Raw genomic sequence first — 21,210 nt, 5'->3', positions numbered from 1 at the left:
CGTGAACCACGCTTTTGTGAAGGACGCACCGTGAAAGACGCCTTGGGCGCACCGCAGTCCCTGCTCGTTCTCGGCGGTACCTCCGAGATCGCGCTGACCACGGCCCGCGCGATGGTCGCCGAGCGCGTGCGGCGGGTCGTGCTCGCCGGACGCCCCTCCGCCGGGCTTGACGCGGCCGCCGACGACCTGCGCGGTCGCGGCGCCACGGTCGAGGTGGTCGCGTTCGACGCGGCCGAGCCCGACGACCACGAGAAGACCATCGACGAGGTCTTCGCGGCGGGCGACATCGACGTCGTGCTGCTCGCCTTCGGGGTGCTCGGCGACCAGGACGCGGACGCGAAGGACCCGGCCGCCGCCGCGCGCGTCGCGCAGGTGAACTACGTGGGGGGCGTGTCGGCCGGGCTCGCGGCGGCGAACGCGCTGTCGCGGCAGGGGCACGGGGCGCTCGCGGTGATCTCGTCGGTGGCCGGCGAGCGGGCCCGCAAGTCGAACTTCATCTACGGCTCGACCAAGGCCGGCCTGGACGCGTTCGCGCAGGGCCTGGGCGACAAGCTGCACGGTACCGGCGTGCACGTGATGGTGGTCCGGCCCGGGTTCGTCCGGACCAAGATGACCGAGGGCCTGCCGGACGTGCCGCTGGCCACCACGCCCGAGGTGGTCGCCGAGGCGATCGTCAAGGGCCTGCGGCGCAAGTCGTCGGTGGTGTGGGTGCCCGGCCAGTTCCGCTTCGTGATGTCGGCGCTGCGGCACGTGCCGCGCCCGATCTTCCGCAAGCTCAACATCTGACGCCCCATGCCGCGCGCAGGCCCGTCCCGGTGGTCCGGGGCGGGCCTTCGGGTGTCCGGCGCCGGGGCCTTCGGGGCGGGCGCCGCCCGGCCGCTACGGTGGCCCGGTCGTGGTTGACCCGGGTACGGACGAGGGGCGCGGGCATGGGCAGCAGGGGAAACGTCGGCCTGACCGGTGGCATCGGGGCGGGCAAGAGCGAGGTGGCGCGGCTGCTCGCGGAGCTGGGCGCGGTGGTGATCGACTCGGACCGGATCGCGCGCGAGGTGGTGGCGCCCGGGACGCCCGGCCTGGCGGCGGTGGTCGCCGAATTCGGCGAGTCGGTGCTGCTGCCCGACGGCTCGCTCGATCGACCGGGGCTGGGCCGGATCGTCTTCGGCGCGCCGGAGCGGCTGGCCGCGCTGAACGCGATCGTGCATCCGCTGGTCGGGGCGCGCGCGGCGGAGCTGACGGCGGCGGCCGGGGAGGACGCGGTGCTGGTCAACGACGTGCCGCTGCTCGTGGAGAACGACCTGGCCGGGCTGTACGACCTGGTGGTGGTCGTGGACGCGGCCCCCGAGACGCAGCTGGACCGGCTGGTGCGGCTGCGGGGCATGCCGGAGGCCGACGCGCGGGCCCGGATGGCCGCGCAGGCGTCGCGGGAGCAGCGGCTGGCGGTCGCGGACGTGGTGATCGACAACGACGGGCCGTTGGCGGCGCTGGAGCCGCAGGTGCGCTCGTTGTGGGAGCGGTTGACGGGCGCCTGAGGCGTTCGGTCGCGCGTCGGCCCGGGTCGGTGGGGTTTACCCGCCCGCTCCACCCGTAGCGTTTGGTGCGAAGGCTGGGGTTTTCGGGCGTTCGGGTCGGCCCATCCGGCCTCGGGGGATCCGTCGTTTGTCGGTGTGGGGTCGTAACGTAGATGCGGTGCGACCCATTACCGATCTCGAACGCAAAGTGGCGCCTTTCGAGGTCGTCAGTCCCTTTCAACCGTCCGGCGACCAGCCGCAGGCGATCGATCTGCTCGAGGAGCGGATCAACGCCGGCGACCGCAACGTGGTGCTGCTCGGTGCCACCGGCACGGGGAAGTCGGCGACGACCGCGTGGATGATCGAGCGACTGCAGCGACCGACGCTCGTCATGGCGCCCAACAAGACTCTCGCCGCGCAGCTCGCCAACGAATTCCGAGAGCTGCTGCCCAACAACGCCGTCGAATACTTCGTCTCGTACTACGACTACTACCAGCCCGAGGCGTACGTCCCGACCACCGACACCTACATCGAGAAGGACTCCTCGATCAACGAGGAGGTCGAGCGGCTGCGGCACTCGACCACCAACTCGCTGCTGACCCGTCGTGACGTGGTCGTGGTCGCCTCGGTGTCCTGCATCTACGGCCTGGGCACCCCGCAGGAATACGTGGACCGCATGGTCCGGCTGCGGGTCGGCGAGGAGATCGAGCGGGACGACCTGCTGCGCCGCTTCGTGGGCAACCAGTACACCCGCAACGACGTCGCGTTCACGCGCGGCACCTTCCGGGTGCGCGGTGACACGATCGAGATCTTCCCGGTCTACGAAGAGCTGGCCGTGCGGATCGAGATGTTCGGCGACGAGATCGAGTCGCTGATGACGCTGCACCCGCTCACCGGCGAGGTGGTCAGCGAGGACGACGAGCTGTACGTCTTCCCCGCCACCCACTACGTGGCCGGTCCCGAGCGCATGGAGCGCGCGGTCGTCGGGATCGAGCGCGAGCTGGAGGAGTCGCTGGCGCTGCTGGAGAAGCAGGGCAAGGTGCTGGAGGCGCAACGACTGCGCATGCGCACCACCTACGACATCGAGATGCTCCGCCAGATCGGCACCTGCTCCGGCGTGGAGAACTACTCGCGGCACATGGACGGCCGCGAGGCCGGCAGCGCGCCGAACACGCTCCTCGACTACTTCCCCGAGGACTTCGTCCTGGTGCTGGACGAGTCGCATGTGACGGTGCCGCAGATCGGCGCGATGTACGAGGGCGACGCGTCGCGCAAGCGCACGCTGGTCGAGCACGGCTTCCGGCTGCCGTCCGCGATGGACAACCGCCCGCTGAAGTGGGAGGAGTTCCTGGAGCGGGTCGGCCAGACGGTGTACCTGTCGGCGACGCCCGGCAAGTACGAGCTGGCCAAGGCCGACAAGGTGGTCGAGCAGATCATCCGGCCGACCGGTCTGGTCGACCCCGAGGTGGTGGTCAAGCCGACCGAGGGCCAGATCGACGACCTGCTGCACGAGATCAGGATCCGGGCCGAGAAGGACGAGCGGGTGCTGGTCACCACGCTCACCAAGAAGATGTCCGAGGACCTGACCGACTACTTCCTGGAGCAGGGTGTGCGGGTGCGCTACCTGCACAGCGACATCGACACGCTGCGCCGGGTGGAGCTGCTGCGCGAGCTGCGGCTGGGCGAGTTCGACGTGCTGGTCGGCATCAACCTGCTCCGCGAGGGCCTGGACCTGCCCGAGGTCTCGCTCGTGTCCATCCTGGACGCGGACAAGGAGGGCTTCCTGCGCTCGGGCACCTCGCTGATCCAGACCATCGGCCGCGCCGCGCGCAACGTGTCCGGCCAGGTGCACATGTACGCGGACCGGATCACCCCGTCGATGGAGAAGGCGATCGACGAGACGAATCGCCGGCGCGAGAAGCAGGTCGCGTACAACGCCGAGCGCGGCATCGACCCGCAACCGCTGCGCAAGAAGATCGTGGACATCCTCGACTCGATCTCGCGCGAGGACGCGGACACCGCCGACCTGCTGTCCGGCGGGGGCCGGGGCCGGCAGAAGGCACCGGTGCCGGCGCTCGGCCGCAAGGGCGGGGCGAGCGACATGCCCGCGACCGACCTGGCCGACATGATCCGGGTGATGACGGACCAGATGCACGCCGCCGCCTCCGAACTGCAATTCGAGCTGGCCGCGCGGTTGCGCGACGAGGTCGGGGAGCTGAAGAAGGAGCTGCGCGGGATGAAGGCCGCGGGCATCGCGTAGCAGGATGACGGGACGGCGCGCCGGATCCGAGGGAACGGCCTGCCGAGTCCGTACGTCATGACCGGTAGGTTCGTGACCCTGAATGTGTCCGAGGGGGCTCGCCGGGACACCGGCGACCCCCGAGGACTACTCTGCGGCCAGTACGGGCCCGCCTGCCCCGTTCCGGGGCGGGGCCCACGAGCCGCGTGACCGAAAATCTGTGAGGGGAGACGTCGCCAGTGGCCGTCAACATGTCCAAGGGCCAGAGGATTTCACTCGACAAGCCGGGTGGTGGCGAGCTGACCATGGTCCGGATGGGCCTGGGCTGGGACGCCATCAAGCGCCGCGGCCTGTTCGGCAGCCGGGAGAAGGAGGTCGACCTCGACGCGTCGTGCGTGCTCTTCGCGGAGAACCAGCCGGTCGACGTCTGCTACTTCGGCCAGCTCACCAGCAAGGACGGGTCCGTGCGCCACACCGGCGACAACCTGACCGGGCACGGTGACGGCGACGACGAGTCGATCCTGGTGGACCTGGGTCGCGTGCCGGTGCACGTGGACCAGATCATCTTCACGGTCAGCTCCTTCCAGGGGCAGACCTTCCAGGAGATCGAGAACGCGTTCTGCCGGATCGTGGACGAGACCACGAACACCGAGCTGGCCCGCTACACGCTCTCCGGCGGTGGCAACTACACCGGCCAGATCATGGCCAAGCTGTACCGGCACGGCACCGGCTGGAAGATGGCCGCGATCGGCGAGCCCGCCCACGGGCAGACCCTGCGCGACCTCCTGCCGGCTCTGATGGCGCACCTGTAGGACGCACAACCACACATGGCGAGCGGGCCGGGACGGGCGGACGACGCCTCCCGGCCCGCTCGCGCGGGGTCCGTCCCGGCGGGGCGGGGAGGGGACGAACGCACGTGAGCACCGAACTGGTACGGGGTCAGAATCTGGCACTGCCCGACACCCGGGTGGAGGTCGAGGTCGCGGCGCAGTGTCCGGTCGAGCTGGTGGTGGCCCTGGTGGGGGCCGACGATCGGGTCCGCGGCGACGACGACGTGGTCCAGCGCGGCGGTGGCGACACCGCCGGGGTGACGATCCGTCAGGCCGGTGCGACCTTCGAGTTGGACAAACTGCCCGCCGAGGTCGAGCGGGTGCTGGTCGGCGCCTCCCTCGAGGGCGGCGGCGTGGACCGCTTCGGCGTGGTCGCGGCGCCCGTGGTCACCGTGCGCGCGGGGGGTGAGGACCTGGCCTCCTTCCGGGTCACCGACCTCGGCAACGAGCGGGCACTGCACACGGTGGAGCTGTACCGGCGCCAGGGGGCGTGGAAGGTGCGCGCCGTGGGGCAGGGCTACGACGCGGGCCTGGAGGCGCTGCTCAAGGACGTCGGGGTACAGAACCGGGCCCGGGTGGTGGACCGCGCGCGGACCGCGCTCGGCGGGCCGGCCGCCGCGCCGTTCAGCGCCGCGAACGCGCCCACGGAGCCGCGCGAGCCGGGCACCGTGCCGCGCGTGGACGCCAACGGCGGGATGGCCTGGGCCGCGCCGCCGCCGGACGTCGAGCAGGAGGCGAGCCGGCGGGCCGCGCGGCGCGAGGTGGAGAAGCTGTACGAACAGGTCTGGGGCGTGTTCGAGGACGCGGCGCGGTCGGCTGCGGCCTATCGCTCGGCGATCGAGTACGCGGACGGCCGGCTGGACAAGGAGCTGGAGGGGGTCCTGAACGACCCCGCCGCGCGCTTTTCGCCTGCGGGGCTGGCCGCGCAGGACACGGCGCGGGATCGGCATCGGGCGCTGGCCGAGCAGGCCAAGGCGGTGCTGGATCGCGACACCGCGCAACTGGTCGGCGAGGTCGAGCAGTTGGAGCCGAACCTGCCGCCGGTGATGGCGCGTTGGGACAGCACCTCGTGGGCCGGGTGGCAGGCGCCGGAGGACGGGGCGCCGGCGATTCGGCTCGGCGACCTGTATCTGCCGGAGCGGCCCGAGTTGCGGGTGCCGATGGTGTTGCGGCTGCCGATGGATCGCGGGTTGTGGGTGGACACCGGCGCCACCGGTCTGGAGGGAGACCGGGGCGACGGCGCGGAGCGGGCGAACGAGCTGGCGGTGTCGTTGACCGCGCGGATGTTCGCGGCCTTCCCGGTGGGCGAGTTCAAGGTGCACGTGATCGACCCGGCGGGCAAGGGCACGGCGGCGGCGCCGTTGCAGCCGCTGGCGGCCTCACGGTTGCTGGTGGGGCCGGTGGCCACCGACGCGGCCGACATCTCGGCGCTGCTGGGTCGGATCATCGACCGCATCGAGCTGGTGCGGATGGCGGTGGCCAACGACGCGGTGGACTCGCTGCCGGACGGGCTGGATCTGGCACGGCAGTTGTTGCTGGTGCACGATTTCCCGTTCGGGTTCGACGATCGCAGTGCGGCGCAGTTGCGGCACATCGTCGAGGAGGGGCCGCGGGTCGGGGTGCATGTGATCGTGGTCGGGTCGCGGGTGGACGCCGAGTCGTTCGGGCCGCTGTTGGAGCCGTTGTGGCGGTCGTTGTTGCGGCTGACGGCGATTCCGGAGGACCACATCATGGATCCGTGGATCGGCCTGCCGTGGGTGTACACCCCGGACCTGCCCTCCGGCGGCGCCGAGGCCGCACGCCAACTCCTGTCCTGGGTGGCGGGCGCGCGCTAGGCCGGGGGCGGCCGGGTCGGGGTCTTCCGGGCCCGGCCGGGCCGCCGGGTCGCGTGCCGCGCGGCGTCCTCAAGCGCCGGACGGGCTGGGCGGTTCGGTGCCCCGAGCGCCGGGGGCTGCGGTTGGTGGTGGCCTCCGGCCGGGTGTCCTCAGGCGCCGGACGGGCTGGGTGGTTTGGTGCCCCGGGTGCCGGGGCTGCGTTTGCTGGTGGCCTCCTTCCGGGTTGTCCTCAAGCGCCGGACGGGCTGGGTGGCTTGGGTGCCCCGAGTGTCGGGGGCTGCGGTTGGTGGTGGCCTCCGGCCGGGTGTCCTCAAGCGCCGGACGGGCTGGGTGGTTTGGTGCCCCGGGTGCCGGGGCTGCGTTTGCTGGTGGCCTCCTTCCGGGTTGTCCTCAAGCGCCGGACGGGCTGGGTGGTGCGGGTGCCCCGAGCGTCGGGGGCTGCGGTTGGTGGTGGCCTCCGGCGGTGTCCTCAAGCGCCGGACGGGCTGATTGTTCGCTGCCCCGAGCGCCGAGGCTGCGGTTTGCTGGTGGCCTCCTTCCGGGTTGTGCTCAAACGCCGGACGGGCTGGGTGGTGCGGGTGCCCCGAGTGTCGGCGGTTGCGTGATGGTCTCCGGCCGGGTGTTCTCAGGCGCCGGACGGGCTGATTGTTCGGTGCCCCGAGTGTTGGAGCTGCGGTTTGCTGTTCGCCTCCTTCCGGGTTGTCTTCAAGCGCCGGACGGGGGCTGCGGTTGCGTGGTGGCCTCCGGCCCGGTGTCCTCCAGCGCCGGACGGGCTGATTGTGTTGGGTGCCCCAAGTGTTGGGGCTGCGGTGGCTGTTGGTCTCCGGCCGGGTGTGCTCAAGCGCCGGGCGGTGCGCTGATTCTTCGGCGCCCCGAGCGTTGGGGGCTGCGGCCCGCTGTCCTCGAGTGGCGGGCGGACGGGCTGATTGACGGCGCTCGGCCCAATGTCATTGCCCGACCTCAGCCGCCGGTGCTCGCGGTGCTCGAATCATCGGCGCGCCTCCCGGGGTGGAGGCACGGAGCCGTGGGCCTCGGCGCTCCCGAACCAGCCGGCCGTTCGGCGTAAGGGGATACCGGGCCGGCGGTCATCACTATGCCGCAGCCTCCGGGACTCGGGGTACCCGAAGTAGACAGCCCGTCCGGCGTTTGAGGACGAACCCGGGTGAGCCACCGACCAACCACAGCCTTCGGCAGTGGCCGTCCGGCGCTTGAGGACGATCTCGGGTGAGCTATTACCAAGCCGCAGCCCCCGGCGCTTTGGGGTGCCGATCCCACCCAGTCGGTCCGGCGTTTGAGGACGGCCCGGGTGGGTCGCCGTCCAGCTGCGGCATCCGGTGGTTGGGGTATTCGGCAACCGGCCGGGCCGTTCGGGGCTTGAGGGCACCCGGCTGCAGGGCGTCAGCACGCCGCAGCCTTCGTTGGTCGGGTACCCGAATGACCCAGCCTGTCCGGCGTTTGAGGACCGGCCCCGCGTGGATCGCGGAGGCGGCTACCAGGCCGCCGGGGCGCGGGGCTTGGGTGGCTGAAAAGGCGTAGCCGGTCCGGTGGTTGGGGTGATTCGGGTGGGTGACCGCCAAGCTGCGGCTTCTGGCGGTTGGGATATCCGGAATCGGTGGGGGCGTTGGGGGACTTGGGGGTCTGGTGGGTTGGTTGCCCGGGGTGGGGGGTGGAGGGGTCGTCGGTTTGGGGGAGTTGGGGGGAAAGGGGCGGGAAGCGGGGGCCCGGGGTCGTAGACTCTCGGGCCGTCGGTCGTGATCGAGGCGGCCTGGGGAAAGGGATGTCGCCTTGTTCGCCTATGTCGATCCGGTGCGGATGCTCGGGGTGGCCGCCGAGGTCGCGCGGACCGAGTTCGCGGTTGTCGATCTGGAGACGACCGGGTTCTCGCCCGCGCGTGGGGACCGAATCGTGGAGATCGGCGTAGTGCGGATGCGCGGTACCGGTGAGGTGTTGCGGGAGTGGACCACGCTGCTCGATCCGGGGCGGTCGGTGGGCGCGAGCCACGTGCACCGGATCACCGCCGCCGACGTGGTGGGCGCGCCCCGTTTCGCTCAGATCGCCACCGAGTTGGCCGGCCTGCTCGCGGGCGCGGTCGTCGTCGCCCACAACGCCTCCTTCGAGCAGCGTTTCCTGGAGGCCGAGTTCGTCGCCGCCGGCCTGGCCCCGCCCACCCTGCCCGCACTGTGCACGATGCGGCTGGCCAAGGCGTCCGGCCTGCCGCTGGCCGACCACAAGCTCGGCACCTGCTGCGCCCACTTCGGGCTGACCTTCCCCGACGCGCACGCGGCCCTGGCCGACGCCCGGGTCACCGCCCGCCTGCTGCCGCTGCTCCTCGCCGGCCTCGGCACCCGCAGCCTGGGCCTGCCGGTGCCGCCGGCCCGCGCCCCCGAGACCCTGCCCGCGCCCCCGCTCAAGCCGCGCCGGGGGTTCGCGCCCGCCCGGTGACGGGTATCCGGGCAGCCCGACGCAAGGGTCGCCGGGCACCGTGTCACCAGGATTTGGCAAAGGATCGCTTGGTGTTTCCTTTACCTTCTGGCATCCTGGAGGCAATCGGAGGGGTACAGACCCCCCTCCGGCGATGACGCGACCCCCCACGTCTGCCGGAGGCGCAGTGGACGTTTCACCCGTTGCCTGGATCCTGACCATCGTCGTGCTGCTGGCACTGGTGGCCGTCGATCTGTTCATCAACCGCAAACCCCACGAGGTGACCCTCAAGGAGGCGTCCCTGTGGGGCGTCTTCTGGGTCGGCCTCGCCGTCCTGTTCGGCATCGGCCTGACGGTCTTCGCCGGCGCCGAGCCCGGTGGCGAGTTCTTCGCGGGCTTCATCACCGAGAAGTCGCTGAGCGTCGACAACCTGTTCGTGTTCGTGCTGATCATGGGCAAGTTCGCGGTGCCGCCGCAGTACCAGCAGCGGGTGCTGCTCGTGGGTGTGCTGCTCGCGCTCGTGTTGCGCGGCGCCTTCATCGCCGCCGGCGCCGCCGTGGTCGCCGCGTTCTCGTGGGTCTTCTTCATCTTCGGCGCGTTCCTGATCTGGACCGCGTGGAAGCTGATCAAGGAGGCGCAGTCGGACGAGGACGAGGAGTTCGAGGAGAACGCCCTCCTGCGCAAGGTCGAGAAGGTGCTGCCGACCACCGACGGCTACCGCGACATGAAGCTGGTGGTCCGCGAGAACGGCAAGCGGCTGGTCACGCCGATGCTGATCGTGATGATCGCCGTCGGTACCACCGACGTGCTGTTCGCGCTCGACTCGATCCCGGCGATCTTCGGCCTCACCAAGGAGCCGTACATCGTCTTCACGGCGAACGCGTTCGCCCTGATGGGGCTGCGCCAGCTCTACTTCCTGATCGGCGGACTGCTGAAGAAGCTGGTCTACCTGTCGTACGGCCTGTCGGTGATCCTGGGCTTCATCGGGGTCAAGCTGATCTTCGAGGCGCTGCACGGCGAGGGCGTGCACGTGCCGGAGATCGGCATCCCGCTCTCGCTCGGCGTGATCGTGGCGACCCTGGCGGTGACCACGGTGCTGAGTCTGCGCAAGACGAAGAAGGACGAGCGGGCGGCGGCCGAGGCGGCCGCGAAGGCGGACCGGGACGCGAGCGTCTAACCCGGAAGCGGTACGGCCGGCGGCCCCTGTGCGAGGACGATCTCGTGCGGGGGCCGTCGTGCGTCCGGGCCCGGCCGCAGTCGAACCCCGACGCTGCCGCACAGGCAGCGGGTGTAGACGACTTCGCCCTGGGATGTGAGGTGCCGGGACAGTACGGTCATACGCGGATCCTCGATCCGTCCGCAGGCGTCGCACCGGGAAGACATCGCGTTGCCCCCATGTTGGCTAGGGTAATGGGTGTGCTGGTGTAGCTCCTTACATAGTTCGCAGCCTAGGTAAGGGTTCAATGGAAGTCAACGGTTACCGCAGTGACGGGGTCGGCGCTGCCGTCGCGATGGTCAACGCGTGGACCGGCGAGGAGGGCTCGGCGCCGGACGTGGAGTCCGCGCGCGATGTGCTGAGGCCGTTCTCGTACCTGGTCGCCGACCTCGATGACAGCGCGCTCGAACCGTTGCTCGCCTGGGCCGAGGAGTTGCGCGCGTTCTTCGTGCTCGGCGATCTGGAGGCCGCCGTGGCGCACGTGAACGGCCTGCTGGAGCGGGTCGAGTCGCGACCTCGGCTGGTGGATCACGGGTATGGGCTGCACCTGCACCACGCGCCGTCGGGGGTGCCGTTCGTCCAGCGCATCCGGATCAGCACCGCACTGGGGCTGGCCAACCTGGTGGCCGACTACGGGCTCGGCCGCTCCGGGGTGTGCGCGGCGGCGGCCTGCGACCACGTGTTCGCGGACACCTCGCGCAACGGCCGCAAGCGCTACTGCTCGGACACCTGCGCCAACCGGGCGAACGTGGCGGCGCACCGGGCCAGGCGCCGGGCCGCCGAGGGCGCCGGGCGGGCCTGAACCGGCCCGGCGCCCCGCGGATCCGCTACCAGCGGCGGGCGCGCCATTCGGCGAGGTTGGGGCGCTCCGCGCCCAGCGTGGTGTCGTTGCCGTGGCCCGGGTAGACCCAGGTCTCGTCGGGGAGCACGTCGAACAACTTGTGCTCGACGTCGTCGATCAGGTGGTCGAAGGCGGCGGGATCGCCGAAGGTGTTGCCCACCCCGCCCGGGAACAGGCAGTCGCCGGTGAACAGGTGCGGGTGCCCCTTGGGGTCGTCGTACAGCAGCGCCACGCTGCCCTCGGTGTGCCCCACCAGGTGGATGGCCCGCAGTTCGATCGCCCCGAACGCGACCGTGTCGCCGTCGTCCAGGAGCACGTCGCTGGGCACCGGGATGGCCTCGGCGTCGGCGCGCCCCGCGAGCGTGGTGGCCCCGGTGTGCGCGACCACCTCGGCCAGCGCCTGCCAGTGGTCCTGGTGCCGATGGGTGGTGACCACCTTGGCCAGGCCGCCGTCGCCCACCAGGGTGATCAGCGTGCCCGCGTCGTTGGCCGCGTCGATCAGCAACTGCTCATCGGTGGCGCGACAGCGCAGCAGGTAGGCGTCGTTGTCGTAGGGCCCGACGGCCACCTTGGTGATCATCAGCTCGGCCAGCTCGCGCCCGGCCGGGGCGCCGCCGACCTTCACGGATCCGTGATACGTCATGCGGGCCATCCTCCCCGGCCGCGCGCCCTCTCGGCTACCGGCCGGCTACATCCAGGCGGGCGGTGTCGGCAGGGGGCCGGCCGGCTCGACGCTCAATCCGTCGCCGTTGGCGCGGCCGATCAGCCAGGCGAGCAGCGACTGGCGGCGGCCCGAGACGACCGCGGCGGGGGCCACGCCCTCCGGGCCGATCAGCAGCTCGCGGTGGGTGATGTCGTCGCGCAGCAGCAGCGGCGGGCAGTCCGGCCGGCCGCGGAAGGACGCCGCCACCTCGTTCAGCTCACGGTCGGCGTACTCGGTCGGCCAGTGCGCCGGCGTCCAGCCCGCGTCCAGGTCGACGTGGTGGATGTACAACTCGCGCAGCCGCTTGGCGGGCAGCGTCGTCGCGGCGATCTCGCCGGCATTGCGCGCGGTCACCTTGGCGCCCCACGCGGTCGGCGTCATCGCCGTGAACGCCTGGGCGAACCGGCCCGAGGCGTCGTACAGGTCGGTGAGCTGCTCCTGCGGCGGCCGGCCGGCGCCCTCCTCGATGGCCCGGTCGCGGGCGTCGCCCGGCGGGTACATCGGGGTGGGTATCCCGGTCCGGGCCCAGTTCAGCAGGTTGGTCAGGGCGTCCGCGTTGCGGGCCAGGTGGGTCAGCACATGGCCTCGGCTCCATCCGGGCAGCAGCGACGGGCCGGCCAGGTGATCGGCCGACAGTCGTTCCGCGCTCGCCAGGACCTGAGCGGTCGCCTCGTTGATCTCCGCGAGCATCGCGGCCGGCTCGAACCCGTCCGTGGTCACGTCTACCTCCCCCGGATCGCCCTCCGCCGCGGCTTCGCGGAACGAGACGGGTCCCGATGCGACGGAGGTCTGTGGTGTTGCAGCTTAGTGCGGCGGGCAGGCCCGAGTGCCCGGCCCGGGGCTTCACACGATCGGGTGAAGAACGACCCGAAGAAGTTTTGTTCGAATGAATGTGCGATAGCCTGGCGCCTCAAAGGGGAACAAACACCTGCCCGCGGCTGCTTACGATGGCGCGAGGACATAACGACCCGGGGCCGCAGAACGTCACCATCGGCGTGACCTCGGCTGCGACCACCCCCCGGGTCCGCATCCTCGATCCGCACTGTCGACGCGTACCGATCAGCCTTGATCGGCTTCCGTTCAGCTCGACACCATTCAGCCGCAGCGGCATGTCGTCGAAGGGTTTCGATTCTCAAGTGGCCGACCGTCTCATCGTCCGTGGCGCGCGCGAGCACAACCTCAAGGACGTCTCCCTCGACCTTCCGCGCGACTCACTCATCGTCTTCACCGGCCTGTCCGGTTCCGGCAAGTCCTCCCTCGCCTTCGACACGATCTTCGCGGAGGGACAGCGCCGCTACGTCGAGTCGCTCTCGTCCTACGCGCGCCAGTTCCTCGGGCAGATGGACAAGCCCGACGTCGACTTCATCGAGGGCCTGTCGCCCGCGGTCTCGATCGACCAGAAGTCGACGAACCGCAACCCCCGCTCCACGGTCGGCACCATCACCGAGGTCTACGACTACCTGCGCCTGCTCTACGCCCGGATCGGCCACCCGCACTGTCCCCAGTGCTCCCGGCCGATCGCCCGGCAGAGCCCGCAGCAGGTGGTCGACCGGGTCCTGGAGCTGGAGGAGGGCACCCGCTTCCAGGTGCTCTCGCCGATCGTGCGCGAGCGCAAGGGCGAGTTCGTCGACCTGTTCGCCGAACTCCAGTCCAAGGGCTACAGCCGGGCCCGGGTGGACGGCACGGTGATCCAGCTCACCGACCCGCCCAAGCTGAAGAAGCAGGAGAAGCACACGATCGAGGTGGTCATCGACCGCCTCACCGTGAAGTCCTCCGCCAAGCGCCGGTTGACCGACTCGGTGGAGACGGCGCTCGCGCTCGGCTCCGGCATGGTCATCCTGGACTTCGTCGACCTGCCCGAGGACGACGCGCACCGCGAGCGCATGTTCTCCGAGCACCTCTACTGCCCCTACGACGACCTGTCGTTCGAGGAGCTGGAACCGCGCTCGTTCTCGTTCAACTCGCCGTTCGGCGCCTGTCCCGACTGCACCGGCATCGGCACCCGCATGGAGGTCGACCCCGAGCTGGTCGTGCCCGACGGGCAGAAGTCGCTCGACGAGGGCGCGCTCGCGCCGTGGAACGTCGGACACGCGTCGGAATACTTCGGCCGGCTGGTCTCCTCGCTCGCCGAGGAGATGGGCTTTCGGACCGACATCCCCTGGGACGGGCTGCCGCAGCGGGCCAAGAAGGCGCTGCTCAACGGCCACAAGACGCAGATCCACGTCAAGTACCGCAACCGCTACGGGCGCGAGCGCTCCTACTACACCTCGTTCGAGGGCGCGCTGCCCTACATCGTGCGCCGGCACTCCGAGGCGGAGACCGACGTCAGTCGCGAGCGCTTCGAGGGCTTCATGCGCGAGGTGCCGTGTGCCACCTGCCACGGCGCCCGGCTCAAGCCGATCGTGCTCGCGGTGACCATCGCCGACAAGTCCATCGCCGACGTGGCGGGCATGTCGATCAGCGACTGCGCCGAGTTCCTGAGCCGGATCAAGCTCGTGGCGCGGGAGAAGAAGATCGCCGAGCGGGTGCTCAAGGAGGTCAACGAGCGGCTGCGCTTCCTGATCGACGTGGGCCTGGAATACCTCTCGCTGAGCCGCCCCGCGGCCACCCTGTCCGGTGGCGAGGCGCAGCGCATCCGGCTCGCCACCCAGATCGGCTCCGGTCTGGTCGGCGTGCTCTACGTGCTCGACGAGCCCTCCATCGGCCTGCACCAGCGCGACAACCACCGGCTGATCGAGACCCTGGTCCGGCTGCGCGACATGGGCAACACGCTGATCGTCGTCGAGCACGACGAGGACACCATCCGGGTCGCCGACTGGGTCGTCGACATCGGCCCCGGCGCCGGCGAGCACGGCGGCGAGGTGGTGCACTCGGGCACCTACAAGGACCTGCTCAAGAACAAACGCTCGGCCACCGGCGACTACCTCTCCGGCCGCAGGTCGATCCCCACCCCGACCGAGCGCCGGGTGCCGGACAAGAAGCGCCGGCTCGTGGTGCACGGCGCCCGGGAGAACAACCTGCGCGACGTCGCCGTGGGCTTCCCCCTCGGCGTGCTCACCGCGGTCACCGGCGTCTCCGGCTCGGGCAAGTCGACCCTGGTCAACGACATCCTGTACACGCACCTGGCGCGCGAGCTCAACGGCGCGCGCAGCGTGCCGGGCCGGCACACCCGGATCACCGGGACCGACCTGGTCGACAAGGTCGTGCACGTCGACCAGGGGCCGATCGGGCGCACCCCGCGCTCCAACCCGGCCACCTACACCGGCGTGTTCGACCACATGCGCAAGCTGTTCGCGGAGACCACCGAGGCCAAGGTGCGCGGCTACCTCCCGGGCCGGTTCTCGTTCAACGTCAAGGGTGGTCGCTGCGAGAACTGCTCGGGCGACGGCACGATCAAGATCGAGATGAACTTCCTCCCCGACGTATACGTGCCGTGCGAGGTCTGCCACGGCGCGCGCTACAACCGGGAGACCCTGGAGGTGCACTTCAAGGGCAAGAACATCTCCGAGGTGCTGGACATGCCGATCGAGGAGGCCCTGGCCTTCTTCGAGGCGGTCCCCGCGATCGCCCGGCACCTGCGCACGCTCAACGACGTCGGCCTGGGCTACGTGCGCCTGGGCCAGCCCGCCACCACGCTCTCCGGCGGCGAGGCGCAGCGCGTCAAGCTGGCCTCCGAGTTGCAGCGCCGCTCCAGCGGCAAGACGGTCTACGTCCTCGACGAGCCGACCACGGGTCTGCACTTCGAGGACATCAGCCGGCTGCTCGGCGTGCTGACCAGCCTGGTCGACAAGGGCAACACGGTGATCGTGATCGAGCACAACCTCGACGTGATCAAGACCGCCGACTGGGTCGTCGACCTCGGCCCCGAGGGCGGCAGCGGCGGCGGGCTCGTCATCGCCGAGGGCACCCCCGAGGAGGTCGCCGAGGTGGCGGGCAGCCACACCGGCAAGTTCCTCCAGGACGTGCTCCAGGACCGACGCTGACGCGAGTGGCGCGGGGGCCGGGTGCGAGGATTGACCGGTCTCACGGTGGCGCGGCCGACGCCCGGCCGCGCCACCGGCGCCACCCGTCCACAAGGAGATCCCGCATGACCGCGCAGCACCAGCCCCGGCCCGAGCACCCGTCCGACACCGCGGGCGAGCCCGGACCGGATCGGCGCACGCTGCTGCGCGGCGCCGCGGTGGTGGGCGCGGTCGGCGTCGCCGGCGTGGCCGTGACCGCCTGTGCGACGGACAACCAGCCCGCGACGCCGCACGAGAAGAAGCTGCTCGACGGCCCGGTCACGGTGGGCCGGGCCGAAGACGTGGTGGTCGGCAAGGGCAAGGTCTACACCGACACCTCGATCGTGGTCACCCAGCCGGCCAAGGACGATTACAAAGCGTTCGACGCCCGTTGTCCGCACCAGGGCTGTCTGGTCACCAAGGTCGACCAGGGTGTCATCCAGTGCCAGTGCCACGGCAGCCAGTTCTCGATGAACGACGGTTCGGTCGTGCGCCGACCCGCCAAGCGCGGCCTGACGCCGCTGCCGGTCACCGTCGCGAACGGCGAGATCGTGGTGGGTTGACCGCGAAAATCTGTTGGAGCCAGCACATAGGGTGGAGAAATGGACCCGTCGTCGTACCGGCCCGCGCCCGGCCAGATCCCGACGTCGCCCGGTGTGTACCGGTTCAGCGACGAGCACCGGCGCGTGGTCTACGTCGGCAAGGCGAAGAACCTGCGCGCCCGGCTCTCGTCCTACTTCCAGGACCTGGCCAACCTGCACCCCCGCACCCAGACCATGGTCACCACCGCCGCCTCGGTGGACTGGACCGTGGTCGGCACCGAGGTCGAGGCGCTCCAGCTCGAATACTCCTGGATCAAGGAGTTCGACCCGCGCTTCAACGTCAAGTACCGCGACGACAAGAGCTACCCCTCGCTCGCGGTGACGCTGAACGAGGAGTTCCCGCGCGCCCAGGTGATGCGCGGTCCGCACCGCAAGGGGGTGCGCTACTTCGGGCCGTACGGGCACGCGTGGGCCATCCGCGAGACGCTCGACCTGCTGCTTCGGGTCTTCCCGGTACGCACCTGCTCGGCCGGGGTGTTCAAGAACGCCCGCCAGGTGGGCCGACCCTGTCTGCTCGGCTACATCGGCAAGTGCGCGGCGCCGTGCACCGGCAAGATCTCCGCCGAGGACCACCGCGCGCTGGCCGAGGACTTCTGCGAGTTCATGGCCGGCCGCACCGGGCCCTACGTCAAGCGCGTCGAGCGCGAGATGAAGCAGGCCGCGCAGGCGATGGAATACGAGAAGGCGGCCCGGCTGCGCGACGACCTGGCCGCGCTCACCCGCGCCCTGGAGAAGAACGCGATCGTCTTCGGCGACGGCACCGACGCCGACGTGATCGCCCTCGCCGAGGACGAACTCGAGGTCGCCGTCCAGATCTTCCACGTGCGCGGCGGCCGGGTGCGCGGTCAGCGCGGCTGGGTCACCGAGCGGGTCGAGGACGTGGACACCGCCGACCTCGTCGAGCACTTCCTCCAACAGCTCTACGGCGAACAGCGCGGCGAGGCGGTGCCGCGCGAGGTGCTGGTGCCCGCGCTGCCCGCCGACACCGCCGCGCTGAGCGAATGGCTGTGCGAACTGCGCGGCGCCAAGGTCGAGTTGCGGGTCCCGCAGCGCGGCGACAAGAAGTCGCTCCAGGAGACCGTGCAACGCAACGCCGCCCAGGCGCTGAACCTGCACAAGCTGCGCCGGGCGGGCGATCTGACCGCCCGCTCGCTGGCGCTGCAACAGCTGGCCGAGGCACTGGAGATGGACACCGCGCCGCTGCGCATCGAGTGCTACGACATCTCGCACCTGCAGGGCACCGAGGTGGTCGCCTCGATGGTGGTCTTCGAGGACGGGCTGCCGCGCAAGAGCGAGTACCGGCGCTTCGCGATCAAGACCTTCGAGGGCCAGGACGACCCGCGCGCGATGCACGAGGTGCTGACCCGGCGCTTTCGGCGGTACAAGTCCGACCTGGCGCGGGACGCGGCCGGCGACGCCGCCGCGGAGGCGACGGACGCGCAGGGCGCCGACGGCGCGGAGCACACCGGGCCGATCGACCCCGAGACCGGCAAGCCGAAGCGGTTCGCGTATCCGCCGCAGCTGGTCGTGGTCGACGGTGGGCAACCCCAGGTCGCCGCCGCGATGCGGGCCCTGGAGGAGGCCGGCGTGGTGGACGTCACCGTGTGCGGCCTGGCCAAGCGGCTCGAAGAGGTCTGGGTCCCGGGGGAGGACGACCCGATCGTGCTCCCGCGCAGCAGCGGCGAGGCGCTGCTGATGCTCCAGCGCATCCGCGACGAGGCACACCGCTTCGCGATCACCTACCACCGCGCCAAACGCTCCAAGGCGATGACGGCGAGCGTGCTGGACGACATCCCGGGCCTGGGCGAGACCCGGCGCAAGGCGGTGCTCGCGCACTTCGGCTCGCTCAAGCGCCTGCGCGCGGCCCGGATCGAACAGATCACCGAGGTGCCCGGCATCGGTCGGGCCACCGCGGCGGCGATCGTGGCGGCGCTCGCCACGCGGGCGCCCGCGGCTCCCGCCGTGAACACCGCCACGGGCGAGATCATGGAAGACGACGACGTCGCCGGCGGCGTCGACGCCGGTAGCGGTGCCGAGGTCGACGACGGCGGCGAAGGCGGCGCCGACGACGGGGTCGGCGCGGCGGACGAGGCGGTCCCGGTTGTACCCCCGAGGCAGGAACCAGCAGGAGGAAGCGTTGAACTCGCCCAGCCGTAGGTGCGGCACGCACCGGGGGGACGCATGAGTACCGAGAACACGAACGACGAGGTCGAGGGCACCCCGGAGCTGGTGATCATCTCCGGCATGTCCGGCGCCGGTCGCAGCACCGCCGCCAAGGGCATGGAGGACCTCGGCTGGTTCGTGGTGGACAACCTGCCGCCGTCGCTGATCCCCGCCATGGTCGACCTCGGGGCCCGCACGCAAGGGGCGGTCGCGCGGATAGCGGTCGTCGTCGACGTGCGCGGACGCACCTTCTTCGACGACCTGCGCTCCGCGCTCGGCGAGCTGGACGCGTCCGGCGTGGTGCGTCGGATCGTCTTCCTGGAGGCATCCGACGACGTGCTGGTGCGCCGCTTCGAGGGGGTCCGCCGGCCGCACCCGCTCCAGGACGACGGCCGCATCCCCGACGGCATCGCCCGCGAGCGCGAACTGCTGCGCGAACTGCGCGGCGAGGCCGACCTGGTGATCGACACCTCCGACCTGAACGTGCACCAGCTGCGGGCCCGGATGGACGACCGGTTCGCCGGCTCCGGCGAGCCGCAGCTGCGCGCCACGGTGATGTCCTTCGGCTTCAAGTACGGCCTGCCCGTGGACGCCGACCTGGTGGTCGACTGCCGCTTCCTGCCCAACCCGCACTGGATTCCGGAACTGCGCCCGCACACCGGCATGGACGAGGCGGTCAGCCGCTACGTGTTCGACCAGCCCGGCGCGAAGGAGTTCCTGGACCGCTACGCCGAACTGCTGCACATCGTCACCGAGGGCTACCGGCGCGAGGGCAAGCGCTACGTCACGCTCGCGGTGGGCTGCACCGGCGGCAAGCACCGCAGCGTCGCGATGGCCGAGCGCCTCGCCCGCCGGCTCACCGAGGACGGCCTGGACACCGTGCTCGTGCACCGCGACATGGGCAGGGAATGAGCGGCCCCAAGGTGGTCGCCCTGGGCGGCGGACACGGGCTCTCCGCCTCGCTGGCGGCGCTGCGCCGGCTCACCGACGACCTGACGGCGATCGTCACGGTCGCCGACGACGGCGGCTCCAGCGGGCGGCTGCGCAAGGACCTGGGCGTATTGCCGCCGGGCGATCTGCGGATGGCGCTGGCCGCGCTGTGCGGCGACGACGAGTGGGGGGTGACCTGGAGTCGGGTCATCCAGCACCGGTTCCGCCGCGAGGGCGAACTGAACGGGCACGCGGTCGGCAACCTGCTCCTGGTCGGCCTGTGGGAACTGATGGACGACCCGATCGCGGCGCTGGACTGGATGGGCCGCCTCCTCGGCGCGCACGGGCGGGTGTTGCCGATGTCGGCGGTGCCGCTCGACATCGAGGCGGACGTCGCCGGGCACGATCCGGCCCACCCGGAGCGGGTGTCCACGGTGCGCGGGCAGGCGCAGGTCGCGATCACCCCGGGCGAGGTGCGCGGGATCCGGCTGCTCCCGGCCGATCCGCCGGCGGTGCCCGAGGCGGTCGCGGCGGTGCGTGACGCCGATTGGGTGGTTGTCGGGCCCGGTTCGTGGTTCACCTCGGTACTGCCCCACCTGCTCGTTCCCGAGTTGGCGGCGGCGCTGGTGGAGACCAAGGCCAGGCGGCTGCTGGCGCTGAATCTGGCCCCACAACCGGGTGAGACGGCGGGTTTCTCGCCGCAGCAGCACCTGGAGGTGCTGGCCGCGCACGCCCCGGGGTTGACCTTTGACATCGTCCTCGGCGACCGCGACCGTGTGGAGGACGTACCGGGCCTGGAACGGGCCACGGCGGCGCTCGGTGGACACATCCATCTGGCCCCCGTGTCGGCGGTCGACGGCTCGCCGCGACACGACCCCGAACGGTTGGCCTTGGCCTACGGCCGGATCTTCGTCGATCGTGAAAGGATCGCTCCATGGCGATGACGGCAGCAGTGAAGGACGAGCTCAGCCGCCTCCCGGTCACCCGGTCGTGCTGTCGCAAGGCGGAGGTCTCCGCCCTTTTGCGCTTCGCGGGCGGACTGCACATCGTGGGCGGGCGAATCGTCATCGAGGCGGAGCTGGACACGGCGATGGCCGCGCGCCGGCTGCGCAAGGACATCCTCGAGGTATACGGGCACAGCTCGGACCTGGTCGTGGTGGCCCCCGGCGGGCTGCGTCGCGGCAGCCGCTACGTGGTCCGGGTCGCGGTCGGCGGCGATCAACTGGCCCGCCAGACCGGGCTGCTGGACGCGCGCGGACGACCGGTACGCGGACTGCCGCCCCAGGTCGTCTCGGGTGCCACGTGCGACGCGGAGGCCGCCTGGCGCGGTGCGTTCCTGGCCCACGGCTCGCTCACCGAACCCGGCCGCTCCTCGGCTCTGGAGGTGACCTGCCCCGGCTCCGAGGCGGCGCTCGCCCTGGTCGGCGCGGCCCGTCGGCTGGGCCTGGCGGCCAAGTCGCGCGAGGTGCGCGGGGTGGACCGGGTGGTGGTGCGCGACGGCGACGCGATCGGTGCGCTGCTCACCCGGCTCGGCGCGCACGAGAGCGTGCTGGCCTGGGAGGAGCGGCGGATGCGCCGCGAGGTGCGGGCCACCGCGAACCGGCTGGCCAACTTCGACGACGCGAACCTGCGCCGCTCGGCCCGGGCGGCGGTGGCCGCGGGGGCACGGGTGCAGCGGGCGTTGGAGATCCTGGGCGAGGAGGTCCCGGAGCACCTGGCGGCGGCCGGCAAGCTGCGGCTCGACCACAAGCAGGCGTCCCTGGAGGAGCTGGGCGGGCTGGCCGAGCCGCCGCTGACCAAGGACGCGGTCGCGGGTCGGATCCGCCGCCTGCTGGCGATGGCCGACAAGCGCGCGGGCGAGCTGGGCATGCCCGGCACCGACGCCGGACTGTCCGTGGACATACTCGTGTCCTGAGCGCTC

17 protein-coding genes are annotated in these 21,210 nt (G+C 71.2%); 14 read left to right on the top strand and 3 right to left on the bottom strand.

The genetic code is table 11. The features are described from left to right. Positions 1 to 30 precede the first annotated feature (30 nt). From ACMXN5_RS08360 to ACMXN5_RS08330, 7 genes are all read left to right on the top strand, one after another. Positions 31 to 786 (top strand): decaprenylphospho-beta-D-erythro-pentofuranosid-2-ulose 2-reductase, encoded by a 756-nt coding sequence (locus ACMXN5_RS08360; RefSeq protein ID WP_395788908.1) that lies wholly within the window; start codon positions 31 to 33, stop codon positions 784 to 786. Positions 787 to 929: 143 nt separating this feature from the next. Continuing rightward, positions 930 to 1,529, top strand: a complete 600-nt coding sequence (gene coaE / locus ACMXN5_RS08355; RefSeq protein WP_439674718.1) for a dephospho-CoA kinase — start codon at positions 930 to 932, stop codon at positions 1,527 to 1,529. A gap of 157 nt (positions 1,530 to 1,686) precedes the next feature. Further along, a complete protein-coding gene (uvrB, locus tag ACMXN5_RS08350; protein WP_395788904.1) occupies positions 1,687 to 3,768 on the top strand; it encodes an excinuclease ABC subunit UvrB in 2,082 nt (693 codons plus the stop codon). A gap of 218 nt (positions 3,769 to 3,986) precedes the next feature. Then, positions 3,987 to 4,559 carry a TerD family protein gene (locus tag ACMXN5_RS08345; protein WP_078977660.1) on the top strand — a complete coding sequence of 191 codons (573 nt, stop codon included), beginning with the start codon at positions 3,987 to 3,989 and terminating at the stop codon, positions 4,557 to 4,559. Between the two features lie 104 nt (positions 4,560 to 4,663). Beyond that, positions 4,664 to 6,412 carry a TerD family protein gene (locus ACMXN5_RS08340; RefSeq protein WP_439674717.1) on the top strand — a complete coding sequence of 583 codons (1,749 nt, stop codon included), beginning with the start codon at positions 4,664 to 4,666 and terminating at the stop codon, positions 6,410 to 6,412. Between the two features lie 1,785 nt (positions 6,413 to 8,197). Beyond that, complete coding sequence (locus tag ACMXN5_RS08335; RefSeq protein WP_439674716.1) at positions 8,198 to 8,854, top strand: 3'-5' exonuclease; 657 nt, start codon at positions 8,198 to 8,200, stop codon at positions 8,852 to 8,854. Between the two features lie 166 nt (positions 8,855 to 9,020). Then, a complete protein-coding gene (locus ACMXN5_RS08330; protein ID WP_439674715.1) occupies positions 9,021 to 10,010 on the top strand; it encodes a TerC family protein in 990 nt (329 codons plus the stop codon). On the opposite strand, the gene ACMXN5_RS08325 is transcribed toward ACMXN5_RS08330, so the two are convergent. Next, positions 10,007 to 10,171, bottom strand: coding sequence for a hypothetical protein (locus tag ACMXN5_RS08325; RefSeq protein ID WP_380011333.1), 165 nt, complete (start codon positions 10,169 to 10,171; stop codon positions 10,007 to 10,009). The genes ACMXN5_RS08330 and ACMXN5_RS08325 overlap by 4 nt on opposite strands. 125 nt (positions 10,172 to 10,296) lie before the next feature. Between ACMXN5_RS08325 and ACMXN5_RS08320 the strand changes: the two genes are divergently transcribed. Further along, complete coding sequence (locus tag ACMXN5_RS08320; protein WP_439674714.1) at positions 10,297 to 10,851, top strand: CGNR zinc finger domain-containing protein; 555 nt, start codon at positions 10,297 to 10,299, stop codon at positions 10,849 to 10,851. 25 nt (positions 10,852 to 10,876) lie between these two features. Here the strand turns inward: ACMXN5_RS08320 and ACMXN5_RS08315 are convergent, their stop codons facing one another. Continuing rightward, entirely contained in the window at positions 10,877 to 11,533 is a 657-nt protein-coding gene (locus ACMXN5_RS08315; protein WP_439674713.1) for an MBL fold metallo-hydrolase, read from the bottom strand. A 45-nt stretch (positions 11,534 to 11,578) separates the two neighbouring features. Then, positions 11,579 to 12,313, bottom strand: coding sequence for a maleylpyruvate isomerase family mycothiol-dependent enzyme (locus ACMXN5_RS08310; RefSeq protein ID WP_439674712.1), 735 nt, complete (start codon positions 12,311 to 12,313; stop codon positions 11,579 to 11,581). 416 nt (positions 12,314 to 12,729) lie between these two features. Between ACMXN5_RS08310 and uvrA the strand changes: the two genes are divergently transcribed. The 6 genes from uvrA (at position 12,730) to whiA (ending at position 21,204) form a co-directional block, all read left to right on the top strand. Continuing rightward, positions 12,730 to 15,576, top strand: coding sequence for an excinuclease ABC subunit UvrA (uvrA, locus tag ACMXN5_RS08305; RefSeq protein WP_439674711.1), 2,847 nt, complete (start codon positions 12,730 to 12,732; stop codon positions 15,574 to 15,576). Positions 15,577 to 15,680: 104 nt separating this feature from the next. Then, positions 15,681 to 16,157 (top strand): Rieske (2Fe-2S) protein, encoded by a 477-nt coding sequence (locus ACMXN5_RS08300; RefSeq protein WP_439674710.1) that lies wholly within the window; start codon positions 15,681 to 15,683, stop codon positions 16,155 to 16,157. Positions 16,158 to 16,196: 39 nt separating this feature from the next. Beyond that, positions 16,197 to 18,353, top strand: a complete 2,157-nt coding sequence (uvrC, locus tag ACMXN5_RS08295; protein ID WP_439674709.1) for an excinuclease ABC subunit UvrC — start codon at positions 16,197 to 16,199, stop codon at positions 18,351 to 18,353. A gap of 24 nt (positions 18,354 to 18,377) precedes the next feature. After that, complete coding sequence (gene rapZ, locus ACMXN5_RS08290) at positions 18,378 to 19,271, top strand: RNase adapter RapZ (RefSeq protein ID WP_380011315.1); 894 nt, start codon at positions 18,378 to 18,380, stop codon at positions 19,269 to 19,271. Beyond that, a complete protein-coding gene (locus ACMXN5_RS08285; RefSeq protein WP_439674708.1) occupies positions 19,268 to 20,233 on the top strand; it encodes a gluconeogenesis factor YvcK family protein in 966 nt (321 codons plus the stop codon). The genes rapZ and ACMXN5_RS08285 overlap by 4 nt, the downstream gene beginning before the upstream one ends. Next, positions 20,224 to 21,204, top strand: coding sequence for a DNA-binding protein WhiA (whiA, locus tag ACMXN5_RS08280; RefSeq protein ID WP_020553580.1), 981 nt, complete (start codon positions 20,224 to 20,226; stop codon positions 21,202 to 21,204). Before ACMXN5_RS08285 ends, whiA begins: the two co-directional genes overlap by 10 nt. Positions 21,205 to 21,210 lie beyond the last annotated feature (6 nt).

Origin of the sequence: Embleya australiensis, from assembly GCF_051903075.1 — a bacterium.
Taxonomy (GTDB): domain Bacteria; phylum Actinomycetota; class Actinomycetes; order Streptomycetales; family Streptomycetaceae; genus Embleya.
This window is presented reverse-complemented; position numbering and strand designations above follow the sequence as displayed.

Coding starts and splice junctions, on each gene's coding strand:
- coaE (WP_439674718.1), top strand. CDS start 930: ATGGGCAGCAGGGGAAACGTCGGCCTGACCGGTGGCATCGGGGCGGGC.
- ACMXN5_RS08325 (WP_380011333.1), bottom strand. CDS start 10,171: ATGACCGTACTGTCCCGGCACCTCACATCCCAGGGCGAAGTCGTCTAC.
- ACMXN5_RS08320 (WP_439674714.1), top strand. CDS start 10,297: ATGGAAGTCAACGGTTACCGCAGTGACGGGGTCGGCGCTGCCGTCGCG.
- ACMXN5_RS08315 (WP_439674713.1), bottom strand. CDS start 11,533: ATGACGTATCACGGATCCGTGAAGGTCGGCGGCGCCCCGGCCGGGCGC.
- ACMXN5_RS08300 (WP_439674710.1), top strand. CDS start 15,681: ATGACCGCGCAGCACCAGCCCCGGCCCGAGCACCCGTCCGACACCGCG.
- uvrC (WP_439674709.1), top strand. CDS start 16,197: ATGGACCCGTCGTCGTACCGGCCCGCGCCCGGCCAGATCCCGACGTCG.
- rapZ (WP_380011315.1), top strand. CDS start 18,378: ATGAGTACCGAGAACACGAACGACGAGGTCGAGGGCACCCCGGAGCTG.
- ACMXN5_RS08285 (WP_439674708.1), top strand. CDS start 19,268: ATGAGCGGCCCCAAGGTGGTCGCCCTGGGCGGCGGACACGGGCTCTCC.
- whiA (WP_020553580.1), top strand. CDS start 20,224: ATGGCGATGACGGCAGCAGTGAAGGACGAGCTCAGCCGCCTCCCGGTC.